Below are 26,711 nucleotides of genomic sequence, written 5' to 3'. Positions count from 1 at the left end.
CCGTACCATTGGACATCAAACATTTTTAACGTCCTTTGGAGCCCTCCATGCACAAGTCTTTGCTCAGCGCTTCGCTGTTTGCCCTCGCGCTCGCAGCACCGTTAGCCTACGCCCACGAAGCCGGCGATATCATCGTTCGTGCCGGTGCAATCACCGTCAACCCGACAGCCGACAGCTCCAGCGTCAAGGTTGATCAAGGTCCGCTGGCCGGTACGAACCTGGGTGGCAAGGCCACCATGAGCAGCGACACGCAGCTGGGTCTGAACTTCGCTTACATGCTCGACAGCCACTGGGGGATCGAGCTGCTGGCGGCCTCGCCGTTCGAGCATGACGTGAAGCTCAAAGGCACCGCCCTGGGCGCAGCCAACGGCAAACTCGGTTCGCTGAAACACCTGCCACCGACGCTGAGCGTTGTGTACTACCCACTGGACTCGAAGTCGGCGTTCCAGCCGTATGTCGGTGCCGGTATCAACTACACCTGGATCTACGACGAACACGTTGGCAGCGAAGCCAGCGCCAACGGCTTCAGCAATTTCAAGGCGGATAACTCTTGGGGCATGGCGTTCCAGGTCGGCGCCGACTACATGCTGACCGACACCATCATGATCAACGCCCAGGTGCGCTACATCGACATCGACACCACCGCGACCGTAGAAAACAACGCAGTGGCACAAGGCACTCGCGCCAAGGTCGATGTGGACGTAGACCCGTTCATCTACATGGTTGGCCTGGGTTACAAGTTCTAAACCCGCCACACAAAAAAAGGCGCCTCGAAAGGCGCCTTGATCGTTCCCACGCTCTGCGTGGGAATGCAGCCCGGGACGCTCCGCGTCCCATGCCGAAGCGGACGCAGAGTGTCCATTGAGGCATTCCCACGCAGAGCGTGGGAGCGATCTATCAACCTCAGCGTCCCAGCAACCGCGCCAGGCCGACACGCATCGGTGTCTGTTCCGGGCAGGTAAAGCGCTCCAGCAAACGCTGATTGTTCGCTCGCGAGTGGCGGATGTCACCGGAGCGCGCCGGGCCATAGCTCACCGGCGGCAATGGACCGACCACCGCTTCAAGGGCTTCAAGCATTTGCTTGAGGGTCGTGGCCTGGTTCCAGCCGACATTGACCGCACCGACTTCGACCTGCGGCTTCTCGATGGCTTGCACCAGCAAGTCGACCAGGTCTTCGACGTAGACGAAATCGCGAGTCTGCTCACCGTCACCGAACACAGTGATCGGCAGGCCCTTCTGTGCACGTTCGCTGAAAATGCTGATCACCCCGGAGTACGGCGAGGACGGATCCTGGCGCGGGCCGAAGATGTTGAAGAAGCGGAAAATCACCGGTTCCAGACCATGCTGGCGACGGTAAAAATCGAAGTAATGCTCGCTCGCCAACTTGTCCGACGCGTAGGGCGTCAACGGTGCCTTGGGCGTGTCTTCGTCGATCGACTCGCCTTCGCCATTGTTGCCGTAGACCGCTGCACTGGACGCATACAGCACCCGCTTGACGCCGGTCTGGCGCATGGCTTCGCAGACATTCAGCGAACCAATGAAATTGCTCTGGTGAGTCTTCACCGGGTCATCCACCGACGCCTGCACCGACGCCACGGCAGCAAGGTGCGCCACCGCGCTGCAACCGACCATCGCCCGCGCGACCAGCGCGGCATCGGCGACATCCCCCACGATCAGTTCGACGTCGGGATTGTCCAGTGGCAAGTTGCTGCGTTTGCCTGTGGAGAGGTCATCGAGGATGCGCACCGAATGGCCCTTGGCGAGTAACGCATCGGTGAGGTGCGAGCCGATGAAACCGGCGCCGCCGGTGATTAAAACAGGGCCGTCAGCCATGGCGATAAAACCTATCCAGTAAGCCCGGGAGTGCCGCACGCCAGGCGCGGGGCTTGATCCCGAAAGTGTGCAGAATTTTCTTGCAGGCCAGCACCGCGTGTTGCGGTTCTTCGGCGGCGTCGGGCCGGGCGGCGTGAGCCTGGGCGGTCGGCGCTTCGATGGCCAGCGGATGCAGGGCGCGTGCTTCGGTGAGGATCGCCTGCCCAAGCGCCAGCGGCGTGGTCGCCTCATGCCCGGCGTAATGATAGGTGCCCCACAGCGGCGCCGAGCAATCGAGTTGCTTGAGGACCGAGATGATCACTCGGGCGGCGTCATCCACCGGCGTCGGATTGCCCCGGCGGTCATCGGCCATCAGCAATTCTTCCGGTAGTTCGGCGCGACCGAGGAAACGCCCGAGGGTGCCGTCGGGGCTGTCATCCAGCAACCAGCCGAATCGCAGCAACACGTGTTGCGGGCAGGTGGCGCGAACGCTTTGTTCGATCCGCCACAAGGCCTGACCGCGCAGGCCCAAGGGTACCGGCTCGTCTTTTTCGCTGTAGGCCGTCGCCCGGGAACCATCGAACACCCGATAGCTCGACGGTTGCAGCAGCACGATGTTGTGATGCTGGCACAGTTCGGCCAGACGCTCGATCGCCCGTTCCTGCCCGGCCAGACGCTGTTCGCTGACCGTCTCCGCCTGAAACCAGTCGAAGTAATAGGCGAGGTTGATCAACGCGTCTGGACGGGTGTCGTCGAGCAGTTGCGTCAGGCTCGCGGCGTCCCAGCCGTCTTGCGGTGGGCGGGGGGCGAGGAAGCCGATATCTTCCTCCGCACCGAGGCGAATCAGCGCCTGCCCAAGGGCATTTCCGCCGCCCAGTAACATAAGGCGCATTCGCATAGAGTCAGCAGGCCCAGTCTGATTGAAACAATGGCTTTATCGACACCGCTTGCGGGCGATGCCGTCGATAGTTGCAGGAATCGTTGCATTTTGCGGGTTTAGTGCGCAACCGTCATCCGTAAAGTGTAGATCCCTGAGATATGCGCCGCCTGTTCAGGCCCTTTCGCGAGCAAGCCCGCTCCCACATTTGGATCTCCTGTGTACCCATAATTTGTGACCGATACCGTTCAAATGTGGGAGCGGGCTTGCTCGCGAAGGGGCCTTAAGGTCCACCAGAGGGCTTGAGCGGTACTTGCATCTTCAGCCCCCCGCCCGCATAAATTGCTCCATGAATCTGCCAATCCCGACGGACAGCGCCCTGGCAGGCTTCCACCCCGCCGTCAGCGCCTGGTTCAGCAGCACTTTCCCGACGGTCACCGCCGCCCAGGCCCGGGCGTGGCCGTTGATCCGCCAGCACCGTTCGACCCTGGTCGCCGCACCCACGGGCTCCGGCAAGACCCTCACCGCGTTCCTCGCGGTCATCGACGATCTGGTCCACCGCGGCCTGGAAACTGAAGGCGGATTGCCGGATGAAACCCTGGTGGTCTACGTTTCACCGCTAAAGGCCTTGTCCAACGACATTCAGATCAACCTGCAAAACCCGCTGGCCGGCATCACCGAGCAGTTACGCGAGATGGGCCTGCCGCAATTGCAGATCAACACTGCCGTGCGCACTGGCGATACACCGCAAAAAGACCGCTCGGCGATGCGCAAGACCGCGCCGCACATCCTGGTGACCACCCCGGAATCCCTTTACGTATTGCTCGGCTCCGACTCCGGTCGACAAATGCTCAGCACCACGCGCACGGTGATCGTCGACGAAATCCACGCGATCGCCGCCAGCAAGCGCGGCAGCCACCTGGCCCTGAGCCTCGAGCGGCTGCAAGCGTTGTGCGCGCAACCGCTGATGCGGATCGGCCTGTCTGCCACGCAAAAACCCATTGAAGCCGTCTCGCAATTTCTGGTTGGCCGTGATCGTGAGTGCGAAATCATCGACATCGGCCACGCCCGCCCGCGGGATCTGGACATCGAGGTGCCGCCCGTGCCGTTGTCGGCGGTGATGGCCAATGACATCTGGGAACTGGTCTACGACCGCCTCGCCGCCCTCGCCCGCGAACACCGCACCACGCTGATTTTCGTCAACACCCGACGCCTCGCCGAACGCCTGAGCCGTCACTTGAGCGAACGCCTCGGCAAGGACGCGGTGGCCGCCCACCACGGCAGTCTGGCCAAGGAGTTTCGTCTCGACGCCGAACAGCGCCTCAAGCGCGGCGAGCTGCAAGTGCTGATTGCCACGGCGTCCCTGGAATTGGGGATCGACATCGGCGATGTCGACCTGGTCTGCCAGATTGCTTCGCCGCGTTCGATTGCCGGGTTTCTGCAACGGGTCGGCCGCTCCGGGCACCAGGTCGGCGGCACGCCCAAGGGCCGTTTGTTCGCCACCACCCGCGACGACCTGATCGAGTGCGCCGCCCTGCTCGACTGCGTGCGGCGCGGCGAACTCGACACCTTGCTGATCCCCAAGGCGCCACTGGATGTACTCGCGCAACAAATCATCGCCGAGGTCAGTTGCCAGGAATGGCAGGAACAAGCGCTGCTGGAGATGTTTCGCAACGCCTCGCCCTACCGCGAGCTCGACGAAAAACATTATCAAGCGCTGCTGCAGATGCTCGCCGAAGGCTATAACGGTCGCCTGGGCATCCGCAGCGCTTACCTGCATCGCGACGCTGTAACCCGGACCCTGCGCGGTCGCCGGGGCGCCAAGCTGACGGCCGTGACCAGCGGCGGGACGATCCCGGACAACGCCGATTACAGCGTTTTACTCGAACCCCAAGGGTTGAACATTGGCAGCGTCAACGAAGACTTTGCGGTGGAAAGTATCGCCGGGGATATCTTCCAATTGGGCAACACTTCCTACCGAATCCTGCGTGTAGAAACTGGCAAGGTCCGGGTCGAAGACGCTCAAGGCCAACCGCCGACCATTCCATTCTGGCTCGGCGAAGCGCCAGGGCGCAGCGCAGAACTGTCGTTCGCCGTGGCCCGCCTGCAAGCGCAACTCGATGCGCTGCTCGGCGCCACACCCGGTCACTTGCAGCCCGCGACCGACTGGCTGACCGACACCCTCGGTCTGAACCTGGCCAGTGCCGAACAATTGGTCGATTACCTGGCCCGTGCGCGCCTGACATTGGGCGCCCTGCCGTCACAAGACACGTTGCTGATGGAGCGGTTTTTCGACGAGTCCGGCGGCACGCAATTGATCATTCACACGCCGTTCGGCAGCCGCATCAACCGCGCCTGGGGCCTGGCCTTGCGCAAGCGTTTTTGCCGCGCCTTCAACTTCGAATTGCAGGCCGCCGCCAGCGAAGACGCCATCGTGCTGTCGCTGTCCACCAGCCACAGTTTTGAACTCGACGATGTCTGGCGCTATCTGCATAGCAACAGCGCCGAGCACACCCTGATCCAAGCCGTGATCGAGGCCCCGCTGTTCGGTGTGCGCTGGCGTTGGAATGCCGGGGTCGCGCTGGCGCTGCCACGCTACAGTGGCGGGCGCAAAGTCCCGCCGCAGATCCAGCGGATGAAAAGCGAAGACCTGATCGCCAGCGTGTTTCCCGACCAGATTGCCTGCGTGGAAAACCTCGCCGGCGAACGGGAAATTCCCGACCATCCACTGGTGGAACAAACCCTAGACGACTGCCTGCACGAGGCCATGGACAGCGAAGGCTGGCTGGCGTTGTTGCGGCGCATGGAGCGCGGTGACATCCGCCTGATCAGCCGCGACCTGCCGGCGCCCTCGCCACTGGCAGCGGAAATTCTCAGCGCCCGGCCCTACACCTTTCTCGACGATGCGCCGCTGGAAGAGCGTCGCACTCAAGCAGTGCTCAACCGCCGCTGGAGCGATCCACAGTCCACCGACGACCTCGGTGCGCTGGATGCGGACGCGATTCAAGCCGTGCGCGAGGAAGCCTGGCCAACGCCCACTGGCGTCGATGAAATGCATGAGGCGTTGATGAGCCTCGCGTGCATCAACGCCGCCGAGGCCCAGGCTAATCCAGACTGGCTCGAATGGCTGAACGCCCTGGCCGACAGCGGTCGCGCCAGCCGCTTGCAAGTCAATACCGGGCAAGTGCTGTGGTTGGCACTGGAGCGGCTGACGTGCCTGAACGCGATGTATCCACACGCGATTTTGCAGCCACCGTTGCAGGCGTTGCCCGGGTTCGATGAAGTCTGGACGGCGGACGAAGCGGTGCTGGAAGTGATCCGTGCGCGACTCAGCGCGTTCGGTCCGTTGCCGCTGAAAGCGATTGCCGAACCGCTCGGTTTACCGGCAACTCAAGTCACCCAGGCGTTGGCGCAACTGGAACGCGAAGGCTATGTGTTGCGCGGTCAATTCACGCCCGGCACGGCGGAGGAAGAATGGTGCGAGCGCCACCTGCTGGCGCGGATTCACCGCTACACCGTCAAGCGTCTGCGGCGGGAAATCGAGCCCGTGGCGTTGCAGGATTTCATGCGTTTCCTGTTCGACTGGCAGCATCTGTCCGCTGCAACTCAGGGTCAGGGCAACGCAGTATTGCCCGCGATAGTCGGTCAGTTCGAAGGCTACCCCGCCGCCGCTTCAGCCTGGGACAGCGATATTTTGCCGGCGCGAATAAAAGACTATTCAGCGAGTTGGCTGGATGACCTGTGTCGCAGCGGCAAACTGGTGTGGACGCGGCTGACCGCACGCAACAAAAGCGCCAGCACGGCGCTGCGCAGCACACCGATTCTGCTGCTGCCGCGCAGTCAGGTCGGATTGTGGAGCGGATTGACCGAGCAGACGCCGGTCAGCGAACTGTCACCCAAGACGCAAAAAGTTTATGAAGCACTCAGCGAACACGGTGCGCTGTTCTTCGATGAGCTGACTCACGAGGCTCATCTGCTGCGCTCGGAACTGGAAATCGCCTTGCAGGAATTGGTCGGCGCCGGGTTGGTGAATGCCGACAGCTTCGCCGGTCTGCGAGCACTGATTACGCCGGCCAGCAAACGCCAGAATCGCAGCAGCCGACGCGGGCGCGGAGCGTTCGTCGGCGGGATGGACGATGCCGGGCGCTGGGCCTTGCTGCGACGCGGCGCGCAAGCTCCGGTTGTGGATAACAAACGTCCGGCACCGACGCCGACCGACACCCTTGAACACATCGCCATGACCTTGCTCCGACGCTACGGCGTGGTGTTCTGGCGCTTGCTGGAACGTGAAGCGGATTGGTTGCCGAGCTGGCGGGAATTGCTGCGCACGTTCCATCGGCTGGAAGCTCGGGGCGAGATCCGCGGCGGACGGTTTGTCAGTGGCTTGGCCGGTGAGCAGTTTGCGTTGCCCGAGGCCATACCCTTGCTGCGCGAGGTGCGGCGACGGCCGCATGACGGGAGTTTGATTGCCGTGTGCGGAGTTGATCCGCTGAACCTCGCCGGGACGCTTTTACCGGGTGCAAAAGTACCGGCATTGGCGAGTAATCGATTGGTGTATCGAGATGGATTGCCCGCCGCTGCCGAGATTGCCGGTAAGCAGATTTTCTGGCTGGAGCTGGATCAGCAAGACAGTACTGAGGTCCGTATCAAACTGATCCAGCATTGATGCTGTCTGGTCCGGCCCCTTCGCGAGCAAGCCCGCTCCCACAGGGGATCTGTGTCGGCCACAAAACCTTGCTCAGACACAGATCCCCTGTGGGAGCGGGCTTGCTCGCGAAGGGGCCAGTAAGCTCACTCAAATCATTGGGTTCTCGGCTGATCCGACAGGAACACCGATGAATGCTCCGATGCAAGCCCATCGCTTTGCAGCGGCTCAACAGCCTGCCTGGGCATCAAGACCTGCTGTGGATAAGTCTGCGCGAAATGCACCCACGGACTGTTATCCACAAGCTTTTTCAAACGCTGATTGAACGCGCGACTCACCGCGTACTGCCCGCCCGACACCGTGCGGAACTGAGCCGTCAGCACCACGCCGTTAAGGTCCATCTTGTCGACACCAAACACATCCAACGACCCTTGCAGGTTGTACTTGAGGAACGCATCGTCGCGGATGGAATCCCCGGCCTCGCGGATCAACTCGATAGCCTTGTCGACATCGGTGTCATAAGTGAATTGCACCGAGAAAAACGCATAGGCGAATTGCCGCGATTGATTGGTTACGGCCTTGATCTGACCGAACGGCACCGAGTGCACAAACCCCTTGCCATCGCGCAGGCGCAAGGTGCGGATCGTCAGGCCTTCGACGGTGCCGGCGTGGCCAGAGTCGAGCACCACCCAATCGCCAATCGACAACGTGTCTTCGATGATGATGAATAATCCGGTGATCACATCTTGCACCAGCTGCTGGGAACCGAAACCGATCGCCAGCCCCACGACTCCGGCACCGGCCAGAAAGGGTGCAACGTTGATCCCCAGATTAGCCATGGTGGTGATGGCGCAGATCACCACCAGGACGATTTTGATCGCGTTGCGCAGCAGCGGCAGGATGGTTTTGACCCGGGTGCTGGGCTGGCGCGCCGAGCGTTTGCTGACAGGGGGTTTCAGGGCTTCCTGAATCGCCGTGTCCAACACCACCCAGACCATCCAGGTCACCAGGAAAATCAAACCGATTCGGCTCAGGGAATCACTGATCGCCCGGCCGACCGCATTGCTCACCGCAAATTCAAACAGCGACACCCCCCAGATGCGCCCAAGGACATCGATGAACACAACCGCCAGGGCGATGCGCAGCAACGCGTGCGAAAGGCTGATAAAGCGTTCTTTGTAGGCACTGCTGCGGCGCACGGCCAACTCACTGCGCGACTTGAACAGGTGATGAAGCGACGTACTGAGGAACACCGTCGCAATCAGCAACACCGTGGTAAACAGCGCACAGCGCAGGACTTTCTGGTTGTCATCGCCAATGCCGATCAGGTTGATCACCGACACCAGCACCATCAACAGAATCGGCCAGTACCAGAGCCCGGAAAAGATCCGCAGCATTTCACGCAAGGCCGGCTGGCTGAGGCGCTGGGCCAACGGCAAAATGCTGATCAGATGGGCGACCGGACGGCGCATCTTGATCACCAAAATGCCAAAGGTGACCGAAGCCGCCACCCCGGTGAACACGGCGACGCTGCTGGTGAGATTGCCGCCGATCAGGCGGGCGATCTGCGGGCTGGTCAAGCCGTCGCTCAGCGCCACGAGAAAGCCCATCAAAAACAGCGGGCGTGGGCTGTACCGACGAATAATCTGCACCGCCCGGCGCTTGTGGCCGGCGTTGAACAGCACCACCAGCGACAACAGCAACGACGCGGCGAAAATGCCGCTGCTGGTGGCATAGGCGAAACACAATGCCAGCGCCCGGCCGGCGGACACTTGCAGAAAGTGGCTGACATACAGCGTCAGCGGCAGGCTGATCAGCGCCGGAACCGTGTAGGGCAACACATAACCCAGTAATGCCTGACCGCGCTCGCGAGTGAGCAGCAGGCGGTTCTGGCACAGACGTTTGGCGAGCAGCCCGCCAAGCAACCAGAGCAGCGCGAAAACGCCAATCCACACACCGGACAACAGCAGGAAATCCCCCGCCACGCTCCAACTTGAACGGGACGATGGATGATTGACCAGTTGATCCACCTCAACCGCTGCCCGGTCTGCCCGCAGACGCCAGGCGTCCAGCAGGTCCTCGTTGAGATCGAGTTTTCCCTGGACTTGATCAATGCTCGAACTGATGGCACCCAGCAAACCACCCTGTACCAGCGGTTCGGGGTGGGCCAGTGGTGTCGTGGCCGTGGCCGCCGCCGGCACACCCGGCAGTGCGGCAGCCTCCAGCTCGTTGCTGCCCAGAATCAACAATGCCCCCAGTAGTATCGCGGTCTTGAGCTTGAACAAACGCGGCGCTCCTGCAAAAGGGTCTGTAAGGAACTGATCGGGAAAGTGTAGGCAAGTTCGGTTTTGGCGGTGAGATAGCCCACCAATGCGACTCCCTGTGGCGAGGGGGCTTGCCCCCGTTCGACTGCGAAGCAGGCGTAAATCCATTGTTCGCGGTGTATCTGGAGAACACCGATTGACGGGTTTTGGGGCCGCTCCGCAGCCCAACGGGGGCAAGCCCCCTCGCCACAGGTAATTTTCAACCCGGGGTGATCTTTGCGCGTGAGGCAAATATCAAATGCCCATCCCTGTATTTTTCCACACAACCCAAACCCGGACACTGCGCTCCATCAATCAATCCACCGGAGTTGCAGCCATGCCCATTGCCTTGCTCGCGCTGACCCTCAGCGCCTTCGCCATCGGGACGACCGAGTTCGTCATCGTTGGCCTGTTACCCACCATCGGCGCCGACCTTGGCGTCAGCCTGCCGTCCGCCGGCCTGCTGGTCAGCCTCTACGCATTGGGCGTCGCCATTGGCGCCCCGGTGCTGACCGCCCTCACTGGCAAAGTCCCACGCAAATTGCTGCTGTTGTCGCTGATGGTGCTGTTCACCCTCGGCAACCTGCTGGCCTGGAAAGCGCCGAGCTACGAGTCGCTGATCATTGCGCGGATCGTCACCGGCCTGGCCCACGGGGTGTTCTTTTCGATTGGCTCGACCATCGCCACCAGCCTCGTGCCGAAGGAGAAAGCCGCCAGCGCGATCGCCATCATGTTCACCGGCCTGACGGTGGCGCTGGTCACCGGCGTGCCACTGGGGACGTTCATTGGCCAGCATTTCGGCTGGCGTGAAACCTTCCTCGCGGTGTCTGCACTGGGGGTTATCGCGTTCATCGGCAGCCTGCTTTACGTGCCGAAAAACATTGCCCACAGCAAACCGGCTTCACTGTTGCAGCAATTGCAGGTGCTCAAGCAACCCCGTCTGCTACTGGTATACGCCATGACCGCGGTCGGTTACGGCGGCTCGTTCATCGCGTTCACCTTCCTGGCTCCGATTCTTCAGGACATTTCCGGCTTCAGCGCCAGCACCGTCAGCCTGGTGTTGTTGGTCTACGGTATCTCGGTGGCCGTCGGGAATATCTGGGGCGGCAAACTGGCGGACAAACGCGGCCCGATCAGCGCCCTGAAAATCATCTTTGCCCTGCTCGCTGCCGTGTTGTTCGTACTGACCTTTACCGCTGGCAACCCATGGCTGGCCCTGGCCACCGTGCTGGTCTGGGGTGCGGTTGCGTTCGGCAACGTACCGGGCCTGCAGGTTTACGTGGTGCGTCAGGCCGAACATCACACCCCGCAGGCGGTGGACGTGGCGTCGGGCCTGAACATCGCCGCGTTCAACCTCGGCATTGCCGGTGGCGCGTGGGGCGGTGGTTTGATCGTTGCTCACATGGGCCTGATCCACACCGCATGGATCGGTGGTCTGGTGGTGCTGGTCGCGTTGGCGCTGACCGCTTGGAGCGGTCGTCTTGATCGATTGGGTCCGGTGTATGCCGAACCGGTTGAAGGTTTAACCCGAGTAGTCACAGGCCACTGATGCCCCCTGTGGGAGCGGGCTTGCCCGCGATGGCGGCGGCACATCCAGCGATGATGTGACTGACACACCGCTTTCGCGAGCAAGCCCGCTCCCACATTTGATCTGCGGTATTTTGTCGAGCGTGTACCGTCCGTAGTCCCGTCGAAACTTTCTCGCCCGCCCCACAGTCATCAAAAGACAGGGGCAGTCCGAAAGACCATCAGACGGGAGGGGATATGGCGGCGATCCACATCGGTATTTCAGGCTGGCGCTACACGCCCTGGCGGGGGGATTTCTACCCGAAGGGGCTGACCCACAAGCGCGAATTGCAATTCGCCTCACGGGCGGTCAACAGCATCGAAATCAATGGATCGTTTTACGCCCTGCAACGGCCCGAACGTTATGCCCAGTGGTACGCCGAAACCCCAAGGGGCTTCGTTTTCAGCGTCAAAGCCCCGCGTTTCATCACCCACATCAGGCGACTGCGGGACATCCATAAACCCCTGGCGAATTTCTTTGCGTCCGGGGTGCTGGAACTCAAGGAAAAACTCGGCCCGATCCTCTGGCAATTCCCGCCCAACTTCAAATTCGATGCCGAGTTGTTCGAGACCTTTCTCGAGCAGTTGCCCCACAACACCGAAGAGGCCGCCGCCCTCGCCCGCCAGCATGATTCGCACCTGAACGGTCACGCCAGCCTGAAGGCCCACGGAAAAAAGCCTTTGCGCCATGCCGTAGAAATCAGAAACGAGAGCTTCGTCGACCCCGCCTTCATCCGCCTGCTCAAACGCCACAATGCTGCGCTGGTGATCGCCGACACCGCCGGTAAATGGCCGTACCGCGAAGACCTCACCAGCGACTTCGTTTACCTGCGCCTGCACGGTGCCGAAGAACTCTATGCCAGCGGTTACACCCCCGAGGCTCTGAAGCGTTGGGGTGACCGGATCGAGGCTTGGCACCACGGTCAGCAACCGCCCGACCCGCAGCTGATCGCCCCCCGGCAAAAGCCCAAGGCGCGCAAGTCCCGTGAGGTGTTTTGCTATTTCGACAACGACATCAAAGTCCGCGCGCCCTTCGATGCCCGCCGCTTGCTGGAGCGCTTTCATCTGGATAAAGACCTCGCCACCCGACCCGGTGAACGGGCCGCCGAAGGAGTGCTGTCATGAGCATTTCCGAACCGGTCGGCACCACCGACGAACAGCAACCCATCATCACCTCCGTACGCCGCTTTACCGTGCTGACGGTCAACACGCACAAGGGATTCACCGCGCTCAACCGGCGTTTCATCCTGCCGGAATTGCGTGAAGCGGTGCGCAGCGTGTCCGCCGACGTGGTGTTTTTGCAGGAAGTCCACGGCACCCACGAGCGTCATCCCCAGCGCTACAGCAATTGGCCGGCGATGCCGCAATACGAATTCCTCGCCGACACCCTGTGGCCGCAGTTCGCCTATGGGCGCAACGCGGTCTATCCGGCGGGCGATCACGGCAATGCGCTGCTGTCGAAATTCCAGATCATTCGCCACGACAACCTCGACGTCTCCATCAGCGGTCACGAGAACCGCGGCATCCTGCATTGCGTGCTGCGCCTGCCCGGTGACGGCCAGGAAGTGCATGCCATTTGTGTGCATCTGGGTCTTCGCGAAACCCACCGCACCGAACAACTCAAGTTGCTGGCCCAGCGCCTCGAAGAACTGCCCAGCGATGCCCCGGTGATCGTTGCCGGTGATTTCAACGACTGGCGCCAGCGTGCCGACGCACTGCTCAAACCCAGCGGTCTACGGGAGGTTTTCGCCGAACTCCACGGCAAACCGGCGCGCAGTTTTCCAGCACGCTTGCCGGCATTGCGCCTTGACCGCATCTACGTGCGCAACCTCAAGGCCAGTCAGCCGCAAGTGCTGGCCGCGCGGCCCTGGTCACACCTTTCCGACCATGCACCGCTGTCGGTGGAGATCGAGCTTTGAGCAGCCCATCGATGGATAAAACCAACGTGGAGCACTTATCCACAACCCCGCCGATTCGTGAGCCGGGCGTGGTCGACGTCGAATATGGCTGGCAAGGCAACAACCGCGTAGAGCTGCTGGAAAACGGCGAAGCGTATTTCCCTCGGGTGTTCGAGGCGATGCGTCAGGCCAAGACTGAAATCCTCCTGGAAACCTTCATTGTGTTTGAGGACAAGGTCGGTGATGAGCTGCAGGAAGTACTGATCGCAGCCGCTCAACGCGGTGTGCGAATCACCGCCAGTCTCGATGGCTTTGGCTGCGGTGAACTGAGTACGGGGTACCTCGCCGCCCTGAGTGAGGCCGGCGTGCGCATCCAGATTTTCGACCCGGCGCCCAAAACTCTGGGCATCCGCACCAACTGGTTCCGCCGCCTGCACCGCAAGATCGTGGTAGTCGATGGCACGATTGCGTTCATCGGCGGCATCAACTTTTCTGCCGACCATTTGGCTGACTTCGGCCCTGAGGCCAAACAGGATTATTCCGTTGAAGTGCAAGGCCCGGCGGTGGCCGACATCCATCACTTCGCCTTGCTGCAAAGCGGTCGCCCGGCTCGCGCCAAATACTGGTGGCAACGCCGCAGACAACGGCGCTCGGAGCTGGCGTTCACCGATCATGACGGCCAGGTTCGCCTGGTGTACCGCGACAACGGCGAACATCCGACCGACATCGAAGAGGTTTACCGACAGGTTCTTCGCACTGCCCAGCGCCGGGTGGTGATCGCCAATGCCTACTTCTTTCCGGGCTATCGCCTGCTGCGCGAGATCCGCAACGCGGCGCGCCGTGGCGTCGATGTGCGCCTCATCCTGCAAGGTCAGCCCGACATGCTGGCGGCCAAACTCGCCGCGCGCATGACCTATGACTACCTGCTCAAATCCGGTGTGCTGATTTACGAATATTGCGACCGTCCGCTGCACGGCAAAGTCGCGCTGGTGGATGAGGATTGGAGCACGGTCGGTTCGAGTAACCTCGACCCGTTGAGCCTGTCCTTGAACCTGGAAGCCAATGTGTTGATCCGTGATCGCGCCTTCAACCGCGACCTGTTCGAGCGCCTCGAAGACCTGAGTAACAACCATTGCAAGGTCATGTCCGCAGACAAGTCCCCGCGCGGACGGGTCTGGCACATGACCGTCGGCTTTCTGGTGTTTCACTTCCTGCGGCACTTCCCGGCCTGGGCCGGTTGGCTGCCGGCGCACAAGCCGCGCCTGAAACCCTTTTCCCATTCCGCCGGGAGTGACACCTGATGAGCCACTCTGATACACAACCCGCGACCCACGCCGAAACGCCGGGCAAATCCCGCTGGAACCGCTGGAAACGGCCGCTGACAATGCTGTTTTTCCTGGCGCTGATCGTGCTGTTCACCCTGCTTGCCCAGCGCATCGAATGGGATGAAGTGTTCGACAACCTTGCAGATTTCAAGGTGCGTACGCTGATCATCGCCTCCGCTCTGACGTTGGTGAGTTTTCTGGTTTACGCCTGCTTCGACCTGATCGGCCGCACCTACATTCGCCAGGACCTGACGTGGAAGCAGATCCTGCCGGTGGGGATTATCAGCTATGCCTTCAACCTCAACCTGAGCGCGTGGGTCGGCGGCATTGCCATGCGCTATCGGCTGTATTCGCGACTTGGGGTGAGCAAGGGCAACATCGCGAAAATTCTCGGGTTGAGCCTGGCGACAAACTGGTTCGGCTACATGGTAATTGCCGGTGCAGTGTTCAGCAGCGGACTGGTGCGAATGCCGCCAGGCTGGAAGCTGAGCAGCGACGCCTTGCAAGGTGTGGGGGTGTTGTTGCTGCTGGTGAGCGCGGGGTACCTGGCAGCGTGTCAGTTTTCCAGGCGACGGGAGTGGGCGATTCGCGGGGTGGAAATCGACCTGCCGTCCCTGCGCATGGCGGTGCTGCAACTGGCCCTCGGGGCGCTGAACTGGTCGCTGATGGCGGCGGTGATTTTCACCTTGCTGCCGAGCAAGCTGGATTACCCACTGGTGCTTGGGGTGTTGTTGATCAGCGCGATTGCCGGGGTTATCACACACATTCCTGCCGGGCTCGGCGTGCTTGAAGCGGTGTTCGTGGCGCTGCTGCAACACGAAGTGTCCCGAGGCAGCCTGGTGGCCGGATTACTGGCGTATCGGGCGATCTACTTCATCCTGCCGCTACTGATTACCCTGGTGATGTACCTGATCGTGGAAGCCAAGGCCAAGTCGTTGCGGATTTCGAAGAAACCGAGGCATTAGCCGTCCGTTTTTTCACGATGACTGAATAATGCTCAACCGCTCGCCCACCACCATCTCGGTGATCCAGCCCACCAGAATCGAGGTGTACGCCTGCTGCGAAACGGGTTCGCTCAAGGCGTGATCGGCGCCGTCGATAATCCGGTGAGTCAGCGAGTGCGTCTGCTGACAAGCCGCGCGGTAACTCATGATGGTTGCGTGCGGTACGTAGTCGTCAGTCTCTGACTCGACCAACAGCACATCCCCGGTGAATTGCGAACAGGCATGCAGCGCGCGATTGCTGTCGGCTCGGACGATCGTGCTGCGGTAATCACGTAAATCGAGCTTGTCCAGGTCACGTTTGGGCGTGTGCCATTGATCATCGCGATACAGCGCCGGCACCCGCAGTGCCAACCAGCGCACCGGACGCAATGAGGTCAGGATCGAGGCAAGATAACCGCCATAACTGGTGCCGACCACGGCAATCGCCGAGGTATCGAGCGCCGGGTGCGCGAGCAGGCGGTCATACGCCGCCAGCAGGTCGCGCAGGTTGTCTTCGCGCGTGACTCGATTCAGCGCAAGTCCGGCCCCCTCGGTGTGCCCGCGCAAGTCGAACGTCAGGCAAACACAACCCAACCCGGCGATGCCTTTCGCCCGTTCCAGGTCCCGCTCCTGACTGCCGCCCCAACCGTGCACAAAGAGCACGCCGGGGACTTTTGATTTCGGGCTGAGAAAAGTCCCGACCATCTGCTCATCGTCGATGTCGATCTGAATGGTTTCGCTTCTAGCCGTCATAGGATTTAACCGTTACGTACTTGAGTAGAAAGTCACTGTTTTGCGCCGGCCCGCGATACACCTCGATGGCGTCCGCCGGCAGCGGCTGGTCGCTGTAGGTCTCGACCGACGACACGCGAATCGCGCGCATGCCGGGGTCGTTGACAAAGCTTTGCAAGGCGGCGACTTCGGCGCTGCTGGCACCGCCCATCCGCCAGGACTGCTCGAGCACGCCGCTGCGCGGTTTGCCGTTACTGTCCACGCCTTGGGCGATGTCGTAGTTGCGCCGCGAAGCGTAGAAACCGGGATAAGCCTCATCCGCGGCACGGTCGAACACTTGCGCTTGGCGGATCGCCAGCCGAACGTCGTCCGGCAGTTCCAGTTCGAGCAGATCGTCGTAGTCACCCCGCACCACCAGCAGGTTGGACCCTCCATAAACCTGCTCGCCCTGACCGTCTTCGGTCAAGTATTGATCACCGCAATAACTCAGCACCGTGTCACCGATAAAACTCTGACCAACGCTGTGGGTGATCACGTGGTCCAGGTCCTGCTCCAGCACCACGCCTTCGGTGAACAGGGCTTTGGCCTCGGGTCTGGCGAGGATGGCATCGAACTGGTCGAGGCTTTCGATGACTTCCTGACCGCGTCCGGCGCAGGCATGAATCGGCTTGATGCGGATCGGGCCGGTGTAGAGCAGGTGTTCTGCCGCGGGCCGCGCATCGTCCATGGAAAAAACACTGAGGCCGTCGAGCACCACGCTGCGCACACGTTCGCAAAACAACGGAGACCAGCCTTGCGGAGCGCGAGCATTTTTGTTGCGCAACCCGTGACTGATGGCTTTGGTGCAGATGAAATCATGCTCAACGTAACCGCCCCACAAATCCTCCGGCCCCTTGACGCCCAATTGCCGGGCGGCAGCGGCGCCCACAAGTGTCTGGGTCGGCAACAGATACAGGTCTCGCCCGTTGTGCAGTTCGGGGTCGTAACTGCCGCCGTATTTAAGCCCCAGGATCTGCGCCAGCCAACGGGCCAGCGCACGATTGGTTTCCACTTCGTGCAACGGAGCCTCGGCGTGCACGGAGTGGGCGACCACCAGTTTCTTGCGATTTGCCGGGGTCATGCGTCCCCCTTCAATCTGCGCTTGATGAATGTAGTTGAAGGGGTGCAGAGATCAGGCCAAGGGGAGCCGAAGACAAACGCTTTTCAAATCAGCCCGTTGCGAAAAACATGATGGCACCCTGCCTGTTTGATTCTGCACGACAGCCTTCAAGACTCCTGCATTTTGCACGACCGAAGACGTACACAGATCAAAATGTGGGAGCGGCGGTGCGGCGATCCGACTTGCTCGCGAATGCAATCTGTCAGTCGATATTAATGCCGAATGACACACCGCATTCGCGAGCAAGCCCGCTCCCACATTTTTGTTCTTTTGTGATCTGGCTACCGAGCCACGGCTGAGGGTGTCACCCCAAACCGTGTCCGGTAGTCACTCGGCGCCAACCCGGTAATTTTCTTGAACGTCGCCCGAAACGCACTCGGATCCTGATACCCCACCGTCCAGGCAATGTGATCGATGGTGCCGTTGGTGAACTCGAGCATTTCCCGGGCTTTGCCAACCCGCAAGTGCTGGCAATACTCGGTGGGTTTGAGCCCGGTTGCCGCACGAAATCGACGCAGGAACGTGCGCTCTTCCAGCCCTGCCCGCTCGGCCATCGTCGCCACCGACACATCGGTCGCTCCGGTGCTCTGCAGCCAATGCTGGACCTTGAGAATCGAAGCATCGCCATGGCTGAGAATGGGTGAAAAATTGCTGCCGCACTCACTTGCGCTGTCGCTGTGTTCCACCACCAAAAACCGCGCGGTGCTGGTGGCGATACTCGGCCCCAGCAGACGGTTGACCAGACGCAAGCCCAGTTCGGACCAGGCCATCAGCCCCGCCGTGGTGATCAGGTCGCCGTCATCAACGATGGGTGTGTCGGCCTTGAGCTTGATCGCCGGATAACGCTCGGCGAAGGTTTTGGCCGAGGTCCAGTGGGTGGTGGCGCTACGACCGTCGAGCAGGCCGCTCTCGGCCAACAGAATCGACCCCACACAAACCCCGCCAAGTGTCGCGCCATTGGCATGTTGCTGACGCAGCCAGCGAAACAGCGCCTGCGGTGCCTGGCCTTCGGAAAAACCGGCAATCGACGGCGGGATCAACACCGCCACCAACGCACCGTCCGCAGCGGGATGACTGTCATAGACCCGCTCGGGCGCCTGATCGCCATCAACCTGCCAATGGCTGACCCGCAGCAACGGCAACTGCGCCGCCTGATGTTCGGCGGCAATCCGGTTCGCCACCCCAAACAAGTCCGTCAACCCATGCACCGCCGCCATCTGCGCACCGGGATAGATCAGCACACCCAGCTCGGCGATTGCCCTTTCTACATCCATTGTCAGTTTTCCCCCTTCTATTGTCGGTGCCGCCAATCCTCGGACGGCCTGCCAGAGCCAATACTCCATTCCACACCAACAAGCTCTTCGAGGAAACAGTCATGGCCAAGCAAGCACTCATCGTAGTTGATATCCAAAACGACTACTTCCCCCAAGGCAAATGGCCGCTGGTCGGCGCCGACGCCGCCGCGGACAACGCTGCACGGCTGATCAAAGCCTTTCGCGACACCGGTGATTCGGTGGTGCACATCCGCCACGAATTCACCTCCGACGAAGCGCCCTTTTTCACTCCGGGCTCGGAGGGCGCGAAGCTGCACCCCAAAGTCCTCAACCGCGCCGACGAACCGGTCGTGCTCAAACACTTCGTCAACTCGTTCCGCGAAACCGATCTGAAATCGATTCTCGACGAGCAAGGCATCAAGGAACTGGTGGTCGTCGGCAGCATGAGCCACATGTGCGTCGATGGCATCACCCGCGCCGCCGCCGACTTTGGCTACACCGTCACAGTGATCCACGACGCCTGTGCTACCCGTGATCTGGAGTTCAACGGCGTCACTGTCCCGGCAGCCCACGTGCACGCCGCCTTCATGTCGGCCCTGTGTTTTGCCTACGCCAGCGTGGTGTCCACTGACGAGTTCCTGGCGGCGCATCACTGATCAACGCTTGCAATCCGACATTCCCCAACAAAGAAGGCCAGTCGCGTGCGCACATGACTGGCCTTTTTTCTGAGACTTACGGCCGAAAAGCCGGATAATGGCGGCCAAATCGTCTAGCCGTTATTCTGGTAATCCCCCATGGAAATCAAGGTCAACTTTCTCGACAACCTTCGACTTGAAGCCAAGTTCGACGACTTCACGGTGGTGGCCGATCAACCTATCCGCTACAAGGGCGATGGCTCGGCACCGGGTCCGTTCGATTACTTCCTGGCGTCGTCGGCGTTGTGTGCGGCGTATTTCGTGAAGTTGTACTGCGACACTCGCAGCATCCCCACCGAAAACATCCGCTTGTCGCAGAACAACATTGTTGACCCGGAAAACCGTTACAACCAGATTTTCAAGATCCAGGTCGAGCTACCGGCGGACATCTCCGACAAGGACCGCCAGGGCATCCTGCGCTCCATCGACCGTTGCACCGTGAAAAAAGTGGTGCAAGCCGGGCCCGAGTTTGTGATCGAAGAGGTGGAAAACCTCGACGCCGATGCCCAGGCGTTGCTGATGCCTGCTTCTAACTCCGAGGCGAGTACTTATATCGCCGGCAAGGATCTGCCACTGGAGCAAACCATCGCCAACATGTCTGCCATTCTGGCGAACCTGGGCATGAAGATTGAAATCGCCTCGTGGCGCAATATCGTGCCCAATGTGTGGTCGCTGCATATCCGCGACGCGCACTCACCGATGTGCTTTACCAACGGCAAGGGTGCGACCAAGGAAGGCGCGTTGGCGTCGGCGTTGGGCGAGTTTATCGAACGACTCAACTGCAACTTCTTCTACAACGACCAGTTCTGGGGCGAAGACATCGCCAACGCTGCGTTTGTGCATTACCCGAACGAGCGCTGGTTCAAGCCTGGCCGTAAAGATGAGCTGCCAACTGAGATTCTCGACGAGTATTGCCTGAAGATTTACAACCGCGACGGCGAGTTGCGTGGTTCCCACCTGATCGACACCAACTCGGGCAATGAAGAGCGCGGCATCTGCTCGTTGCCGTACGTGCGCCAGTCGGACGGCGAGGTGGTGTACTTCCCGTCCAACCTGATTGAAAACCTTTTCCTGAGCAACGGCATGAGCGCCGGTAACACACTGGCCGAAGCCCAGGTGCAGTGCCTGTCGGAGATCTTCGAGCGCGCGGTAAAGCGCGAAATCATCGAAGGCGAATTCGCACTCCCGGATGTGCCGGCCAGCGTGCTGGCGAAGTACCCCGCCATACTGGCCGGTATTCAGGCGCTGGAAGAGCAGGGATTCCCCGTGTTGGTGAAGGATGCGTCCCTGGGGGGTGAATTCCCGGTGATGTGCGTCACGTTGATGAACCCGCGTACCGGCGGTGTGTTCGCCTCGTTCGGCGCGCACCCGAGCCTGGAAGTGGCGCTGGAACGCAGCCTGACCGAATTGTTGCAGGGCCGCAGCTTCGAAGGCCTCAACGACCTGCCCCAGCCGACGTTTGAAGGCCATGCGGTGACCGAGCCGAACAACTTCGTCGAGCACTTTATCGACTCCAGCGGCGTTGTGTCGTGGCGCTTCTTCAGTGCCAAATCGGATTACGAATTCGTGGAGTGGGACTTCTCCGGCCAGGGTGAAAACTCGAATACCGAGGAAGCCGCGACCTTGTTCGGCATTCTCGAAGGCATGGGCAAGGAAGTGTACATGGCGGTCTACGAGCATATCGGCGCCAAGGCGTGCCGCATCCTGGTGCCGGACTATTCGGAAATCTATCCTGCGGACGATCTGATCTGGGACAACACCAACAAAGCGCTGTTCTTCCGCGCCGATATCCTCAACCTGCATCGCCTGGACGAAGAAGAACTGCAATCGCTGGTTGAGCGTCTGGTGGAAAGTGAGCTGGACGACTACACCGACATCACCAGCCTGATCGGCATCGAATTTGACGACAATACGGCGTGGGGTCAGCTGACGATTCTTGAGTTGAAGCTGCTGATTTATCTCGCCTTGCAGCAATATGAAGAGGCGAAAGAGGCGGTAGAAATGTTCCTGCAGTACAACGACAACACGGTTGAGCGTGGTTTGTTCTACCAGGCGGTCAATGTGGTGTTGGAGATGAAGCTGGACGAAGACCTGGAACTGGAAGACTACGAGGCCAACTTCCGTCGGATGTTTGGCAACGAGCGCACGGATGCAGCGATCGGATCGGTGGACGGCAGCGTGCGTTTCCATGGCTTGACGCCGACCAGTTTGAAACTGGAGGGGCTCGACAGGCACCTGCGGTTGATCGAAAGCTACAAGAAACTGCACTCGGCACGGGCCAATGTGACCGCGTTATCCAGTTAATAGCGCCAACAAAAAAGCGAAGCCAGGTGGCTTCGCTTTTTTGTTACTGACTGGATAGCTGCTTTTTAGAACGGAATATCGTCATCAAAGCTGTCGAAATCCGGAGCCGGTTGCGGAGCAGCCTGCTGTGGAGCCGGAGCCTGACGCGACTGTTGCGGTGCTGCCGACTGCTGCGGACGCGGAGCCTGTTGGCGTGGGGCTGGAGCGGACTGCTGGTAGTTATTGCCCCCGCCTTGTTGGTCGCCCTGCTGTGGACGGCCGCCCAACAGCTGCATGGTGCCTTGCATGTCGACCACGATTTCAGTGGTGTAACGCTTGATACCGTCTTTTTCCCACTCGCGGGTCTGCAGCTTGCCTTCGATGTAGACTTGCGAACCTTTACGCAGGTACTCGCCGGCGATTTCGGCCACTTTGCCGAACATCGACACACGGTGCCATTCGGTCTTCTCGACCTTCTGACCGGTTTGCTTGTCGGTCCACTGTTCGCTGGTCGCCAGACTCAGGTTGGTCACGGCGTTACCGTTAGGCAAGTAGCGAACTTCGGGATCCTGGCCGCAAGTGCCGACCAATATGACTTTGTTAACCCCACGGGCCATAACGTTCTCCTAGGCTACGCACGCTGCCCCGGCCGGGTTGTTCACCAGGCGTTCAAGGGTGGTGCGATCCAATAGTTCTGTGTCCAATTTGATGTAAATCGCCGCTTCATCAGCAACGATCACCGCATCTGTTACCCCTACGACGGCCTTCAGGCGCTCAACCAGACCCGCTTCGCGGATCGCCTCGGGCGACAACGGCAAGCGCAGGCTCGTGACATAAGGTGGTTCGCGCATGGTAACAGCAAAGGCCAGCCAGAGGGCAGCCAGGCCGGCGCATCCAAGGAATACAACCGACAAACCGCCATGCTGGAACAGCCAACCGCCGAGGATGCCACCGAGCGCCGAGCCAAGGAACTGGCTGGTGGAATAAACACCCATCGCCGTGCCTTTGCCGCCTGCCGGTGAAACCTTGCTGATCAGCGATGGTAGAGAAGCTTCCAGCAAGTTGAACGCGGTAAAGAACACCACCGTTCCGATCACCAGAGCTCGCAAACTATCGCCGAACTGCCAGAAGAATAGCTCAGTGAGCATCAGCGTCGTGACGGAGCCGAGTAAAACTCGTTTCATTTTGCGTTTCTTCTCGCCGTAGATAATGAACGGGATCATGGCGAAGAAGGAAATCAGCAGCGCGGTCAGGTACACCCACCAATGCTGCTCTTTGGGCAGCCCGGCTTTTTCGACCAGCGCCAACGGCAACGCAACGAAGCTCGACATCAACATCGCGTGCAACACAAAAATGCCCAGGTCCAGACGCAGCAGGTCCGGGTGTTTGAGCGTCGGTATCAGCGCCTGGCGCGCAACACCGGACTCGCGGTGCTGCAACGGCCCGGTCGAGCGCGGCACCATGAACATCACGATCACGATGCCGAACAGCGCCATGCCGCCCGTGGCGAGGAACAACCCGGACAGGCCGAAGGCGCGGGTCAGCAACGGTCCTACAACCATCGCGACAGCGAACGACAGACCGATCGTCATGCCGATCATGGCCATGGCTTTGGTCCGATGCTGTTCACGGGTCAGGTCTGACAGCAACGCCATCACCGCCGCGGAAATCGCCCCGGCGCCTTGCAGGATTCGTCCGGCGATCACGCCCCAGATCGAATCGGCATTGGCCGCCAGCACGCTACCGAGGGCGAAGACGATCAGCCCCAGGTAAATCACCGGACGACGGCCGATGCGGTCGGAAATGAAGCCGAACGGAATCTGGAAGATCGCCTGGGTCAGGCCGTAAGCGCCAATCGCCAGCCCGATGAGGGCCGGGGTCGCTCCTGCCAGATCCATCCCATAGGTCGCCAGTACCGGCAACACCATGAACATGCCAAGCATACGGAAGGCGAACACCAGGGCCAGACCGCTTGCCGCGCGGGTCTCACTGCCACTCATGCGTTCGCTGTGGGGATCGTGCATGGAAAAACCTCATGTGAACCGGCGGCGATTCTACCAGTCCCATCGATTGACGGGGTATATCGCGACGCTTTGACGCGCTCTGCTGACAGACTCTTCATGTAAGGCTGCAACCCGCTCATTCGATAGTGTGCATCCATCCAGTATTTGGCCGTATACTCCTACGTTTTCGACGCCCGCCGAGCGAGGCCACTTTGGACAAGATCCTGATTCGTGGGGCCCGAACCCACAACCTGAAGAACATCGACCTGACCCTGCCACGGGACAAACTGATCGTCATCACCGGCCTGTCCGGATCCGGCAAATCGTCCCTGGCGTTCGACACGCTATACGCCGAAGGCCAGCGCCGCTACGTCGAATCGTTGTCGGCGTACGCCCGGCAATTTTTGTCGATGATGGAAAAACCTGACGTCGACACCATCGAAGGATTGTCGCCAGCCATTTCCATCGAACAGAAGTCGACCTCGCACAACCCGCGTTCGACGGTCGGCACCATCACTGAAATCTACGACTACCTGCGCCTGCTGTATGCCCGCGTGGGTATTCCGCGTTGCCCGGATCACGACATTCCGCTGGAAGCGCAGACCGTCAGCCAAATGGTCGACCTGGTCCTCGCCCAACCGGAGGGCAGCAAACTCATGCTGCTGGCCCCGGTGATCCGCGAGCGTAAAGGCGAACACCTTTCGGTCTTCGAAGAACTGCGCGCCCAGGGCTTTGTGCGAGCCCGGGTCAACGGCAGGCTCTGTGAGCTGGACGAATTGCCGAAGCTGGATAAGCAGAAGAAGCACTCGATCGATGTGGTGGTCGACCGCTTCAAGGTCCGCGCCGACCTGCAACAGCGCCTGGCCGAATCGTTCGAAACCGCGCTGAAGCTGGCGGACGGCATCGCCCTGGTCGCGCCAATGGACGACGAGCCCGGCGAAGAAATCATCTTTTCCGCGCGCTTCGCCTGCCCGATCTGCGGTCATGCCATCAGCGAGCTGGAACCCAAGCTGTTCTCCTTCAACAACCCGGCTGGCGCTTGCCCGACTTGCGATGGCCTGGGCGTTAAGCAGTTCTTCGACATCAAGCGATTGGTCAATGGCGAACTGACGCTCGCAGAAGGCGCGATTCGTGGCTGGGACCGGCGCAACGTCTATTACTTCCAGATGCTCGGCTCGTTGGCTTCGCACTACAAGTTCAGCCTGGAAGTGCCGTTCAACGAACTGCCCGCCGATCAGCAGAAGTTCATCCTGCACGGCAGCGGGTCGCAGAACGTTGACTTCAAATACCTGAACGACCGTGGTGACATCGTCAAACGTTCGCACCCGTTCGAAGGCATCGTACCGAATCTGGAACGCCGCTACCGCGAAACCGAGTCCGCCTCGGTGCGTGAAGAGCTGGCCAAATTCCTCAGCACCCAGCCTTGCCCGGATTGCCGCGGTACTCGCCTGCGTCGTGAGGCTCGGCATGTGTGGGTGGGCGAGAAGACGCTGCCGGCGGTGACTAATCTGCCGATTGGCGATGCCTGTGAATACTTCGGCGTGCTGAAGCTCACTGGCCGTCGCGGCGAAATTGCCGACAAGATTCTCAAGGAAATTCGCGAGCGACTGCAGTTCCTGGTCAACGTTGGCCTGGACTACTTGTCGCTGGATCGCAGCGCCGACACATTGTCCGGTGGTGAAGCGCAGCGTATCCGTCTGGCCAGTCAGATCGGCGCAGGCCTGGTGGGCGTTCTGTACATTCTCGACGAACCGTCAATTGGTTTGCACCAGCGGGACAACGATCGGCTGCTCGGCACCCTCAAGCACTTGCGGGACATCGGCAACACGGTGATCGTGGTCGAGCACGACGAAGATGCGATTCGCCTGGCTGACTACGTGGTGGATATCGGTCCGGGTGCAGGTGTACACGGCGGGCACATTGTCGCCGAAGGGACGCCAGCCGAAGTCATGGCTCATCCAGATTCACTGACCGGCAAATACTTGTCGGGCCGGGTGAAGATTGCAGTCCCGGCCAAACGCACGCCGCGTAACAAGAAGTTGTCGCTGTCCCTCAAGGGCGCCCGTGGCAACAACTTGCGCAATGTCGATCTGGACATTCCAATCGGCCTGCTGACCTGTGTAACCGGCGTGTCCGGTTCGGGCAAGTCGACGCTGATCAACAACACCCTGTTCCCGCTTAGCGCTACGGCATTGAACGGTGCGACGACGCTCGAAGCGGCCGCTCACGACAGCATCAAAGGCCTGGAGCATCTGGATAAGGTTGTCGACATCGACCAGAGCCCCATCGGTCGAACGCCACGCTCCAACCCGGCGACCTACACCGGGTTGTTCACACCGATTCGCGAACTGTTCGCCGGTGTGCCGGAGTCCCGCTCCCGCGGTTATGGTCCTGGACGCTTCTCCTTCAACGTGAAGGGCGGACGTTGCGAAGCGTGTCAGGGCGATGGCCTGATCAAGGTGGAAATGCACTTCCTGCCGGACATCTATGTCCCGTGCGACGTCTGCAAGAGCAAGCGCTACAACCGCGAAACCCTGGAGATCAAGTACAAGGGCAAGAACATCCACGAAACCCTCGAGATGACAATCGAGGAAGCGCGGGTGTTCTTCGACGCGGTTCCGGCCCTGGCGCGCAAGCTTCAGACGCTGATGGATGTCGGCCTGTCGTACATCAAGCTCGGGCAATCAGCGACCACGCTGTCAGGTGGCGAAGCCCAGCGGGTGAAGCTGTCCCGTGAACTGTCCAAGCGCGATACCGGCAAGACGCTGTATATCCTCGATGAGCCGACGACCGGCCTGCACTTCGCGGATATTCAGCAGCTGCTCGACGTCTTGCATCGATTGCGCGACCACGGCAACACTGTGGTGGTGATCGAACATAACCTTGATGTCATCAAAACCGCTGACTGGTTGGTGGACCTGGGGCCGGAAGGTGGTTCCAAGGGTGGCCAGATCATTGCCGTCGGTACGCCAGAGGAAGTGTCGGAGATGAAACAGTCGCACACCGGCTTCTATCTCAAACCGCTGCTGGCTCGCGACAAGGCTTGAATCACGGCCAAGAAAAAGCCCCTGTCACTTCATCAGTGACAGGGGCTTTTTTGTGTCTTGTGTCTGTAGGAGCAAAGCTTGCTCGCGATGGCGATTTCGAGGACGCCAT

18 protein-coding genes are annotated in these 26,711 nt (G+C 60.6%); 10 read left to right on the top strand and 8 right to left on the bottom strand.

Annotated elements, in window-relative coordinates; genetic code table 11:
- Positions 1-47: 47 nt before the first annotated feature.
- Positions 48-746 carry an OmpW/AlkL family protein gene (locus KGB03_RS12385; RefSeq protein WP_218537593.1) on the top strand — a complete coding sequence of 233 codons (699 nt, stop codon included), beginning with the start codon at positions 48-50 and terminating at the stop codon, positions 744-746.
- Positions 747-903: 157 nt separating this feature from the next.
- Here KGB03_RS12385 and KGB03_RS12380 read toward each other — a convergent pair whose 3' ends face one another.
- Entirely contained in the window at positions 904-1,833 is a 930-nt protein-coding gene (locus KGB03_RS12380; protein WP_223527187.1) for an NAD-dependent epimerase/dehydratase family protein, read from the bottom strand.
- On the bottom strand, positions 1,826-2,710 hold the full coding sequence (locus KGB03_RS12375) for a sugar nucleotide-binding protein (RefSeq protein WP_046047341.1): 885 nt from the start codon (positions 2,708-2,710) through the stop codon (positions 1,826-1,828). The genes KGB03_RS12380 and KGB03_RS12375 overlap by 8 nt, the downstream gene beginning before the upstream one ends.
- Positions 2,711-3,038: 328 nt before the next feature.
- Between KGB03_RS12375 and KGB03_RS12370 the strand changes: the two genes are divergently transcribed.
- Positions 3,039-7,355 (top strand): DNA glycosylase AlkZ-like family protein, encoded by a 4,317-nt coding sequence (locus KGB03_RS12370; RefSeq protein WP_223527186.1) that lies wholly within the window; start codon positions 3,039-3,041, stop codon positions 7,353-7,355.
- Between the two features lie 134 nt (positions 7,356-7,489).
- On the opposite strand, the gene KGB03_RS12365 is transcribed toward KGB03_RS12370, so the two are convergent.
- A complete protein-coding gene (locus tag KGB03_RS12365) occupies positions 7,490-9,619 on the bottom strand; it encodes a mechanosensitive ion channel family protein (protein ID WP_223527185.1) in 2,130 nt (709 codons plus the stop codon).
- A gap of 355 nt (positions 9,620-9,974) precedes the next feature.
- On the opposite strand from KGB03_RS12365, the gene KGB03_RS12360 reads away from it, so the two are divergent.
- The 5 genes from KGB03_RS12360 (at position 9,975) to KGB03_RS12340 (ending at position 15,391) form a co-directional block, all read left to right on the top strand.
- Positions 9,975-11,186, top strand: a complete 1,212-nt coding sequence (locus KGB03_RS12360; RefSeq protein ID WP_223527184.1) for an MFS transporter — start codon at positions 9,975-9,977, stop codon at positions 11,184-11,186.
- Positions 11,187-11,401: 215 nt separating this feature from the next.
- Positions 11,402-12,328, top strand: coding sequence for a DUF72 domain-containing protein (locus tag KGB03_RS12355; protein ID WP_223527183.1), 927 nt, complete (start codon positions 11,402-11,404; stop codon positions 12,326-12,328).
- Complete coding sequence (locus KGB03_RS12350; protein ID WP_008145514.1) at positions 12,325-13,122, top strand: endonuclease/exonuclease/phosphatase family protein; 798 nt, start codon at positions 12,325-12,327, stop codon at positions 13,120-13,122. Before KGB03_RS12355 ends, KGB03_RS12350 begins: the two co-directional genes overlap by 4 nt.
- Positions 13,119-14,402 carry a cardiolipin synthase ClsB gene (gene clsB / locus KGB03_RS12345; RefSeq protein ID WP_223527182.1) on the top strand — a complete coding sequence of 428 codons (1,284 nt, stop codon included), beginning with the start codon at positions 13,119-13,121 and terminating at the stop codon, positions 14,400-14,402. The genes KGB03_RS12350 and clsB overlap by 4 nt, the downstream gene beginning before the upstream one ends.
- Positions 14,402-15,391, top strand: coding sequence for a lysylphosphatidylglycerol synthase domain-containing protein (locus tag KGB03_RS12340; RefSeq protein WP_218537600.1), 990 nt, complete (start codon positions 14,402-14,404; stop codon positions 15,389-15,391). The genes clsB and KGB03_RS12340 overlap by 1 nt, the downstream gene beginning before the upstream one ends.
- Positions 15,392-15,403: 12 nt before the next feature.
- On the opposite strand, the gene KGB03_RS12335 is transcribed toward KGB03_RS12340, so the two are convergent.
- The 3 genes from KGB03_RS12335 to KGB03_RS12325 all read right to left on the bottom strand — a co-directional run bounded on the left by KGB03_RS12335 (position 15,404) and on the right by KGB03_RS12325 (position 18,574).
- On the bottom strand, positions 15,404-16,162 hold the full coding sequence (locus tag KGB03_RS12335; RefSeq protein ID WP_223527181.1) for an alpha/beta hydrolase family protein: 759 nt from the start codon (positions 16,160-16,162) through the stop codon (positions 15,404-15,406).
- Positions 16,152-17,261 carry a DUF3182 family protein gene (locus tag KGB03_RS12330; protein ID WP_223527180.1) on the bottom strand — a complete coding sequence of 370 codons (1,110 nt, stop codon included), beginning with the start codon at positions 17,259-17,261 and terminating at the stop codon, positions 16,152-16,154. The genes KGB03_RS12335 and KGB03_RS12330 overlap by 11 nt, the downstream gene beginning before the upstream one ends.
- Before the next feature lie 320 nt (positions 17,262-17,581).
- On the bottom strand, positions 17,582-18,574 hold the full coding sequence (locus KGB03_RS12325) for a GlxA family transcriptional regulator (RefSeq protein WP_223527179.1): 993 nt from the start codon (positions 18,572-18,574) through the stop codon (positions 17,582-17,584).
- A gap of 101 nt (positions 18,575-18,675) precedes the next feature.
- Here KGB03_RS12325 and KGB03_RS12320 point away from each other — a divergent pair, with 101 nt between their 5' ends.
- Both KGB03_RS12320 and KGB03_RS12315 read left to right on the top strand, forming a co-directional pair.
- On the top strand, positions 18,676-19,230 hold the full coding sequence (locus tag KGB03_RS12320; protein ID WP_223527178.1) for a cysteine hydrolase family protein: 555 nt from the start codon (positions 18,676-18,678) through the stop codon (positions 19,228-19,230).
- A gap of 138 nt (positions 19,231-19,368) precedes the next feature.
- A complete protein-coding gene (locus KGB03_RS12315) occupies positions 19,369-21,573 on the top strand; it encodes an OsmC domain/YcaO domain-containing protein (protein ID WP_223527177.1) in 2,205 nt (734 codons plus the stop codon).
- 65 nt (positions 21,574-21,638) lie between these two features.
- Here the strand turns inward: KGB03_RS12315 and KGB03_RS12310 are convergent, their stop codons facing one another.
- Positions 21,639-22,169, bottom strand: coding sequence for a single-stranded DNA-binding protein (locus KGB03_RS12310; RefSeq protein ID WP_008145505.1), 531 nt, complete (start codon positions 22,167-22,169; stop codon positions 21,639-21,641).
- A gap of 9 nt (positions 22,170-22,178) precedes the next feature.
- Positions 22,179-23,576, bottom strand: a complete 1,398-nt coding sequence (locus KGB03_RS12305) for an MFS transporter (protein ID WP_008145504.1) — start codon at positions 23,574-23,576, stop codon at positions 22,179-22,181.
- A 191-nt stretch (positions 23,577-23,767) separates the two neighbouring features.
- On the opposite strand from KGB03_RS12305, the gene uvrA reads away from it, so the two are divergent.
- Positions 23,768-26,602, top strand: coding sequence for an excinuclease ABC subunit UvrA (gene uvrA / locus KGB03_RS12300; RefSeq protein ID WP_092277418.1), 2,835 nt, complete (start codon positions 23,768-23,770; stop codon positions 26,600-26,602).
- Positions 26,603-26,711 lie beyond the last annotated feature (109 nt).

The organism is Pseudomonas sp. BF-B-26 (assembly GCF_019956495.1).
Taxonomy (GTDB): domain Bacteria; phylum Pseudomonadota; class Gammaproteobacteria; order Pseudomonadales; family Pseudomonadaceae; genus Aquipseudomonas.
The sequence above is the reverse complement of the archived record's forward strand: the minus strand, read 5'-3'. Positions and strand labels throughout refer to the sequence as shown.

Excerpts from the sequence above, each read along its gene's own strand:
- KGB03_RS12385 (WP_218537593.1), top strand. The coding sequence starts at position 48 with ATGCACAAGTCTTTGCTCAGCGCTTCGCTGTTTGCCCTCGCGCTCGCA.
- KGB03_RS12380 (WP_223527187.1), bottom strand. The coding sequence starts at position 1,833 with ATGGCTGACGGCCCTGTTTTAATCACCGGCGGCGCCGGTTTCATCGGC.
- KGB03_RS12375 (WP_046047341.1), bottom strand. The coding sequence starts at position 2,710 with ATGCGAATGCGCCTTATGTTACTGGGCGGCGGAAATGCCCTTGGGCAG.
- KGB03_RS12370 (WP_223527186.1), top strand. The coding sequence starts at position 3,039 with ATGAATCTGCCAATCCCGACGGACAGCGCCCTGGCAGGCTTCCACCCC.
- KGB03_RS12360 (WP_223527184.1), top strand. The coding sequence starts at position 9,975 with ATGCCCATTGCCTTGCTCGCGCTGACCCTCAGCGCCTTCGCCATCGGG.
- KGB03_RS12355 (WP_223527183.1), top strand. The coding sequence starts at position 11,402 with ATGGCGGCGATCCACATCGGTATTTCAGGCTGGCGCTACACGCCCTGG.
- KGB03_RS12350 (WP_008145514.1), top strand. The coding sequence starts at position 12,325 with ATGAGCATTTCCGAACCGGTCGGCACCACCGACGAACAGCAACCCATC.
- KGB03_RS12340 (WP_218537600.1), top strand. The coding sequence starts at position 14,402 with ATGAGCCACTCTGATACACAACCCGCGACCCACGCCGAAACGCCGGGC.
- KGB03_RS12335 (WP_223527181.1), bottom strand. The coding sequence starts at position 16,162 with ATGACGGCTAGAAGCGAAACCATTCAGATCGACATCGACGATGAGCAG.
- KGB03_RS12330 (WP_223527180.1), bottom strand. The coding sequence starts at position 17,261 with ATGACCCCGGCAAATCGCAAGAAACTGGTGGTCGCCCACTCCGTGCAC.
- KGB03_RS12325 (WP_223527179.1), bottom strand. The coding sequence starts at position 18,574 with ATGGATGTAGAAAGGGCAATCGCCGAGCTGGGTGTGCTGATCTATCCC.
- KGB03_RS12320 (WP_223527178.1), top strand. The coding sequence starts at position 18,676 with ATGGCCAAGCAAGCACTCATCGTAGTTGATATCCAAAACGACTACTTC.
- KGB03_RS12315 (WP_223527177.1), top strand. The coding sequence starts at position 19,369 with ATGGAAATCAAGGTCAACTTTCTCGACAACCTTCGACTTGAAGCCAAG.
- KGB03_RS12310 (WP_008145505.1), bottom strand. The coding sequence starts at position 22,169 with ATGGCCCGTGGGGTTAACAAAGTCATATTGGTCGGCACTTGCGGCCAG.
- KGB03_RS12305 (WP_008145504.1), bottom strand. The coding sequence starts at position 23,576 with ATGCACGATCCCCACAGCGAACGCATGAGTGGCAGTGAGACCCGCGCG.